Here is a 7,677-nt window from a genome sequence, read left to right as displayed (position 1 = left end):
CACGTGGGTTCGAATCCCACCCTCTCCGCCAAAACGAAAAGCGTTCACGCAAGTGAGCGCCTTTTTGTTTAATAAGATTCAATCGAAGTGGTCATAACGGGTGGCAGGCGCAGCCTGACGGGTAAAGCGCGCAAAGCGCGCGGTGCTGACAATCGAAATCAGTTTGGGGGCAACTCCACGTGGGTTCGAATCCCACCCTCTCCGCCAAAACGAAAAGCGTTCACGCAAGTGGACGCCTTTTTGTTTTGTATTCTTCTTTTTTCGCTCTTCTCTCTTCATTTTTCACTTAGCGCCTTTTTAAATTGAAAAGATAAGAATGAAAAGTGAAATTTTCCCTTAGCTACTTTTTCCGCACGGCATCGGTTATCGCAAGACCGGTGCTGTAATCCAGCTGGCGGGGTTCGTACTCCTCGTTTTCTCGCTGTCTCGTCATACCGGCAAAATCCCATGTGGCCGGATGGGCATCGGTCCGCCACGGCCTGCGCTCCCAATAGTAACCGCGGAAGGGGTCGCGGGTATCATTCATCCACGCCAGTAACCGGTCGTGCAACCGGTCTCGAATTACTTGATATGCGGGATCCTCGATCCGGTTTTTCATCTCGTAGGGGTCTTGTTCTAAATCGTAAAGTTCGTCGGTAGTGAGTAAATTCACGACAAATTTATAATGCCCGTCGCAGACGGCACGGATCAATTGGAATCCGCCGAAACCGTCATGGTCAATCTCATAGCGTCCGAACTCCATAAACGCGTCCCGCGCTTTTTCCGCTTCCGGATGGCTCAACAGTTCCAAAATGCTCTCGCCCTCCAACAGATTCGGTTCCGGCAGCCCCATGACTTCCAGAATGGTCGGCGTCAAGTCAATGTGGGAAACCGTGTTAGTGCAAACCGAACCGCATGGAATAACACCGGGATACCGAACCAAGAGCGGGATGTTTGTGATCTCCTGATACATGACGGGGCCTTTATTGCTGATGGAGTGAGAACAGAGCATGTCGCCGTGGTCGGAGGTGTAGATCACCAGCGCGTCCGGGGCGTATTCGTCCACTGCGTCCAACACCCGTCCGATCTCGTAATCCGCAAAAGAATTGCATCCGAAATAATATGGGTTTTTAATTTTCAGCGCGTCTTTATCTTCTTTAACGGAATCGCCCGCCCACACGCGATGGTGCTCCGGCTTGTCCTCCAGCGTGTCCCAGACGTTGGGGCGTTTGGGTAACTCATAATCCTTGTACATCGAGGCATAGGGTTCCGGGCAGAGGAACGGGTGGTGCGGTTCGTCGTAGGAAACGACCAGGAAAAAATCTTCGCCGCTGCTCTTCGAGAGGAAATCAAGCGCCCGGTCGGAACATCGGTGGGCATAGGTGAATTCTTCCGTGATATTCTGTTTGGCCATCGTCTCAGGCTGCCGGGACGCATAGCGCTCCTCCGGCGTAAGCTCCTCCAGATAACAGCGCATATCGTACCAATACCGCTCATCCCAACCATCGGGACAGCGGCCCAGACCGAAATAGTCGCCGCCGTCCAAGTGCCACTTGCCGATATAAGCGGTGTGAACGCCGTTGTCCCGCAGGCGTTGTCCGACGGTCTTCACGTTATCGCCCAAAGGCATGCTGTTGCCCCACATCCCGTTGGAGTGGGGGTATGTTCCGGTAAAAATCGCTGACCGTGCCGGACCGCACACAGGCTGACAGGTATAAGCCCTGTCGAAGCGGACGCCTCCGGCGGCGAGCCGATCAAGATTCGGCGTTTTCATATCGGGGTTTCCGTAGCACCCGAGCATATCTTTTCTCTGTGTGTCGGTCATGATAAACACGACCCGTCTTTTTTCTGCCAAAACCAACAACTCCTTTGCCTCATTCCTTTTCAGTATATCACCGTAAAGTTCAATTTGGCAAGGAGGAGAGATCGGATTGACCTTTATTATCTTCTCAAGCAAAAAAGTTGTATAATGTTTTAAAATCACTTATCTTTTCACTTTTTGATTTTACTATATTGACGTAAGCGCTTACAAAACGAGCGAGGAGGAAACGCAATGACAAGGGAAGAGCAACTACGAAAAATCACAGAGCAATACCTTTCTGCGTTTCTCGGATTCGCCGTCAACAAGATCGGTAATATTTCCGAAGCCGAGGAACTGGCTCAAGAGATCACGTTTCAAGCCGTTGCCGCTGTCAATCGCGGTAATATCAATGAAAACTTTGACTCGTATATTTGGAGTATTGCGCACAATACGTTCAAGAGATGGTGTAAAAGAAAAACGCCGCTTCCGCTTGATGATGATATGGATACTTTCACAAATATCATGAGCGATACTGTTCCCGCCGTTGAACAAATAATCAGCGATGAAGAAACAAATGAAATACGCCTTGCGCTGTCCCGGCTGACAAAGGATTACCGTCAAACGCTTGTATGCTTTTATTACGACGAACTGTCCATCCGCGAAACCGCAAAGCGGCTTTTGCTTAGCGAAGAGATGGTCAAGTTCTATCTGCGTGCGGGCAAGCAAAAATTGAAGGAGGCATTTGACATGAACCAAATAGGTGAAAAGAGTTATAATCCGTTGGAATTTTCGGTATACAAATCCGGGCTTGACCTTTCGAAAGTAAACATATGGGAAGTTTTTAAACGCAAACTGCCGTGTCAGATCGCAATCATCTGCCATGATAGCGCTAAAACCGTGGGCGAAATTTCAATTGGAACAGGTACGCCGTCCGTCTACATTGAAGATGAGATCGGATTACTTCTGGACGCCGGTGTTATGACCAATCCCGTTAAAGGTAAATATCGTACAAACTTTCATATCCTGAAAGAAAATGCGGTGTATCAAATCAGAAAACAATTCGAACGTTTGTACGAATCGTATGTTTCGCTCGTGCTCAAAGCATATGAGAAATACAAGTCGGAACTTTTGAAATGCGGTGTTTTTAAATTTGACGCAACACCGAATCAATGGGCATGGTATTTTATCAGAAATATCCCTGCGTTCGCCTATGAAGGGTATGAACTCACGGCAGATGATTATCCTCGGATACTGTCCTGCGGCTCGAAAAGCATCATCTTCGCCGAAGCTGCAAAAGGATCCGTCTGGGCAATGGGAGAAACACCGACATTCCTCGAAAAATGTGACGTTCATCCATGCGACGTGCTTGCGTTCGGCAAATTTCATCGCCAAAACGAACTGCGGGATAAGCGTAAGGCGCAGGCTCTTTACGATGTTTTCTGCGGAGATGTCAAAGAAACGGATAAAGAAATTTACGCGGAACTGATCGAACAGGGTTATGTCATTAAACGCGGCGAAAAGCTGTTTTGCAATGTAGCCGTCACAACGAAAGCAAGCCGCGAATTGTTTCATCGGATTAACGTGGAACTTTCAAGCGAATTAAAAAAATTGTGCGGTGACATCCGTGCAAACATTTCGAGAATCGTTTCCGCAACGCTTCCGGAACAGCTCAAAGCATATGAAAACGGCTACACCGAAACATGGATCGCGTTTTACGCCGGGATATATTTCAACGAAACATTATATCAAAGAGGTTTCATTCAAATACCCGAGAGGAACGATCTGACGCCGATTGCCTGCTTGATTTATGAGAAGTGATTATTTATAATATTAGACAGAATAGACCACGCACAGTCTTTGAAATTATTCTGCTTCTCAAAGCGTTCCGTTTGCGGAACGCTTTTTTGTTCTCTTTGGTTTCCCATTGGTTGATTTTATCAACCAAAATCAACTACAAATCCCTTGCATTCCCCTTTCGAATGGTTGATAATGTTTCTCGTGAGGTGATTCTTCTTGAAAGAGATTAACATTTCCACGGTGATCGCCGCAAAGCGGCGCGAAAAAGGTGTGACCCAGGATGAGCTCGCCGACTACATGGGTGTCTCGAAGGCCTCGGTCTCCAAATGGGAAACAGGCCAAAGTTATCCCGACATCACATTTCTGCCGCGTCTTGCGGCCTACTTCAATATCAGCATCGACGAGTTGGTCGGCTATCTCCCCCAAATGACCGCGGAGGACATTAAAAAAAACTATAACCGGCTGGCGCATGAGTTCAGCCGCAGGCCCTTTTGGGAGGTCTACGCCGAATGCGAAGAGCTCGTCAAAAAATATTACTCCTGCTTTCCGCTGATCTTCGAAATCGCGGCGCTGCTGTTTAACCACTATCCGCTGGCCAAGGAACCCGAAAAGCAGCAGGAAGTTTTGAACAAGATCATCGCCCTGTGCGAACACATTAAGAGCGACGGCGAGGACATCTGGCTTTCCAAGCAGGCCAACTCGATGCAGGCGCTTTGTTACCTCGGTCTGCAAAAACCGCTGGAGGTGCTGGAACTTTTGGACGGCTCCTTCAAACCCGTGATGAGCACCGAGGTCGTGCTCTCCAGCGCCTATCAGATGAAGGGCGATTTTAAAAAGGCGACCATGGTCATGCAGGTTGGAGTCTATCAGTATCTCGGGATTATCTTGGGCATCGCCCCGTCCTATCTCTCGCTGTACATGAACGACGAACGGTTTGAACCTCTGCTGAACCGGTTCTTGAAACTCGCCGAGGCGTTCGGTTTCGACGCACTCCGGCCCGATCTTTTAGCGCCGATTTACTACATCGCCGCGCTGACTTATTCGGGAAAGCAGGACACGGAGAAGACCTTGGAAATGCTGTGCGGTTACGAAAAGGTGTGCACATCAGACAGTTTTGCGGTGACGCTGCACGGTGACAAGTTCTTCGATCAGCTCGACGACTGGCTGGAGGAATTCGTGCTCAACAAAAGCGTCCCCCGCGACATCAAAGTAATCCGCGAAGACGTTGTGAACCTGATTAAAAAAAACCCCGCGTTCGCCTTCTTAGCCGAAAACCCAACCTATCAAAAAATCCTGTCAACGCTTGAAGCCAATTTGGGGTAAATCCCCGCAAATAAAGAAAGGATGCTGTCAACATGGAAAAACTGATCGAGTATCTCCCGTTTTTAATCCCGATTCTCATTGTGGAACTGACGCTCACTGTCGTGGCCCTCGTACATGTCCTCAGACACCCCCACTACCGTTTCGGGAACAAGGTCTTCTGGATCATCATGTGCTTTATCCAGATCATCGGCCCGGTCATCTACTTTATTTTCGGAAAAGGCGAAGAAGAATAAGATTTAAATCTCTTAATTTACAAAAGGATGGCATGATAATGAACATTCTGACGATTGAACATGTCTCAAAGAGCTTCGGCGACCACAAAGTCATCGACGACATTTCGTTTGAAGTACCCGAAAAATCCATCTTCGGCTTTATCGGCCAAAACGGAGCGGGCAAAACCACGACCATGAAGATGATTCTGGGCCTGCTGAAAGCGGACACCGGCACCATCCGGGTCAACGGCGAGCCCGTCCGGTACGGCCAGACCAAGACAAACCGCTTTATCGGCTATCTGCCCGACGTACCCGAGTTCTACGGCTATATGAAGCCGCGGGAATATCTGACGCTGTGCGGAGAAATCACAGGACTTGATAAGAAAACCTTGAAAAGCCGCTGTGATGAGCTGATTCATCTGGTGGGGCTTGAAAAAGCGAATAAAAAGATCGGCGGATTTTCGAGGGGCATGAAGCAGCGGCTCGGCATTGCGCAGGCATTGATCAACGAACCGAAACTGCTGATCTGTGACGAGCCGACATCCGCGCTCGACCCCATCGGCCGCAAAGAACTGCTTGACATTCTCGAGCGGGTCACCGGTAAAACCACCGTGCTGTTTTCCACCCACATTCTCTCGGACGTGGAGCGTATCTGCGACCGCATCGCCCTGCTCAACAACGGCAAGCTGGCACTCTGCGGCACCATCGCCGACATCAAAAAGCAACACCGCGAGGACGGTCTGCTGATCGAATTCAGCTCACCCGACGACATAAAGGTCTTTCTCTCGGCAATCGATACGCCGGACTACTTAAATAAAACCGAGGTAAACGGCCTATCGGTGGTTTTGAGGGCCGCGGACGCTGCCCGCGCGCAAAAAGATACGATTGATATCCTGTCGCAAAAGCAGCTGCGCCCCGTCAAATTTGAGCTGCTTGAACCGAGTATCGAGACCTTGTTTATGGAGGCGGTGAAATAATGTATACTGCATTTTTGAAAAAAGAACTCACGGAGAGTTCCAGAACACACAAGCTGTTAATCTTGGTCATCGTATTTCTGCTGTTCGGCATCATGAGCCCCGTCACGGCCAAAATCCTGCCGGATATCATGAGTTCGGTGATGCCCGAAGATATGATTCTCACGCTGCCGACACCCACAGCGCTCGATTCCTGGGGTCAATTTTTCAAAAACGTCTCCCAAATGGGGCTGATCGTCGTTGTGCTCGTCTTCGGCGGCATCATGGCCGGTGAATTCAGCAAGGGCACTCTGGTCAATATGCTGACGAAAGGGCTCTCCCGACCCGTTGTGATTCTGTCCAAATTCACCTCCGCGGTATTGATCTGGACGGCAATTTATGCCCTTTGCTTCGGGGTTGCCTATGCCTATACGGCCTATTTTTGGAGTATGGATAATGTCTCGAACCTGTTCCTGTCGACAGCCGGTCTCTGGGTTTACGGCGTGCTGCTGATCACAGAATTGATTTTAGGCGGCATATTGTTCAAAGGAAATTACGGCGGCCTGCTGTTCACCTTCGGCCTCGTTGCAGTCACTCTGCTCGTAAGCATCGCGCCGACTTGGAATAAATATAATCCCATCAGCTGCGGCAATTTAAACACAGGTCTGCTCTCCGGACAGGTCGCACCGGCGGACTTTTATCCCGCGATGATCGTCTGTGGCGGTTTGATCGCGTTGTTCCTGACAGCCGCAATTCTTGTGTTCAATAAAAAGCAGGTGTAAATCCTTACACAAAAACGAAGCGGATGCCGCAAAGGCATCCGCTTCGTTTTTCGTGATTTAAATTAGTCGATTCAGATATTGATTAGCCGTTCACCACGCAGGAGTCGTCCTGAAGCTGTGTGCGCAGTCCGTTCTGACCGCCGTTTTGACCGCCGAATTGATTGCCCGTGCCGTCGCTGAGACCATCAGCCGTGCAATCACCGTCGCAGGTGCCGTTGCCTGTACCGTCACCGTTGCCGTTGCCGAAACCGTTACCATTGCCGAGGCCGCTGCCGGTTCCGTCGCCGTTACCGAAGCCGAAACCTACGCCGTAACTCTGTCCCAGCCCTGCGCCGCTGTTATCGCAGCTGCCGTCACAATCGGCCGCCGCAAGGGCCGCCATAATCTCGTCGGCTCTTTCCTGAGTCATTGTTCCCGCGGCAACCCGCGCATCCAGAACATCCTTTTTTATCTCCAGAACAGCCGCTTTGTATTCGTCCAGAACGCCAGCTTCTTCGGCGATGGTACAATAGCTGTCTCCGGTCTCCTGACGCTGGTCAACGACGCTTTCAACCGTCTGGCCGGTCAGCGCGGCAGCGGCTTCTGCAGGATTGTTATATGCGGATGCCGCAAAAGCGGTGATGGACAATGCGCTCAGTGCGAGGACCGCAACTCCTGCTGCAAAAAACTTTTTCATCTTGAAATTAGACATGGTATTTACCTCCTTGAATTTCCACCGTCTCCGGTGTTATGGCTCTATGATAAAATCCAACTGTGGCAGAAATATGCTCACAAAAAATATTTTAAAAAATTTTTTCAAAAAATTTAAGATCCGGCTAAATGGCCTATTT

Annotated in this window: 7 protein-coding genes; 5 read left to right on the top strand and 2 right to left on the bottom strand. The window is 49.7% G+C overall.

Going from position 1 to position 7,677, the window contains the following annotated elements; all coding sequences use genetic code 11:
* Window positions 1–340 precede the first annotated feature (340 nt).
* A complete protein-coding gene (locus tag PK629_01750) occupies window positions 341–1,804 on the bottom strand; it encodes a sulfatase-like hydrolase/transferase (protein ID HOP10194.1) in 1,464 nt (487 codons plus the stop codon).
* Between the two features lie 228 nt (window positions 1,805–2,032).
* On the opposite strand from PK629_01750, the gene PK629_01745 reads away from it, so the two are divergent.
* From PK629_01745 to PK629_01725, 5 genes are all read left to right on the top strand, one after another.
* Entirely contained in the window at window positions 2,033–3,598 is a 1,566-nt protein-coding gene (locus PK629_01745) for a sigma-70 family RNA polymerase sigma factor (protein ID HOP10193.1), read from the top strand.
* A gap of 195 nt (window positions 3,599–3,793) precedes the next feature.
* Window positions 3,794–4,900 (top strand): helix-turn-helix transcriptional regulator, encoded by a 1,107-nt coding sequence (locus tag PK629_01740; GenBank protein ID HOP10192.1) that lies wholly within the window; start codon window positions 3,794–3,796, stop codon window positions 4,898–4,900.
* A gap of 32 nt (window positions 4,901–4,932) precedes the next feature.
* On the top strand, window positions 4,933–5,133 hold the full coding sequence (locus PK629_01735) for a PLDc N-terminal domain-containing protein (GenBank protein ID HOP10191.1): 201 nt from the start codon (window positions 4,933–4,935) through the stop codon (window positions 5,131–5,133).
* Window positions 5,134–5,171: 38 nt separating this feature from the next.
* On the top strand, window positions 5,172–6,089 hold the full coding sequence (locus PK629_01730) for an ABC transporter ATP-binding protein (protein HOP10190.1): 918 nt from the start codon (window positions 5,172–5,174) through the stop codon (window positions 6,087–6,089).
* A complete protein-coding gene (locus PK629_01725) occupies window positions 6,089–6,847 on the top strand; it encodes an ABC transporter permease (GenBank protein ID HOP10189.1) in 759 nt (252 codons plus the stop codon). The genes PK629_01730 and PK629_01725 overlap by 1 nt, the downstream gene beginning before the upstream one ends.
* Before the next feature lie 82 nt (window positions 6,848–6,929).
* On the opposite strand, the gene PK629_01720 is transcribed toward PK629_01725, so the two are convergent.
* On the bottom strand, window positions 6,930–7,538 hold the full coding sequence (locus tag PK629_01720; protein ID HOP10188.1) for a DUF2680 domain-containing protein: 609 nt from the start codon (window positions 7,536–7,538) through the stop codon (window positions 6,930–6,932).
* Window positions 7,539–7,677: the final 139 nt, after the last annotated feature.

It is taken from the genome of Oscillospiraceae bacterium (assembly GCA_035380125.1).
Taxonomy (GTDB): domain Bacteria; phylum Bacillota; class Clostridia; order Oscillospirales; family JAKOTC01; genus DAOPZJ01.
This window is presented reverse-complemented; position numbering and strand designations above follow the sequence as displayed.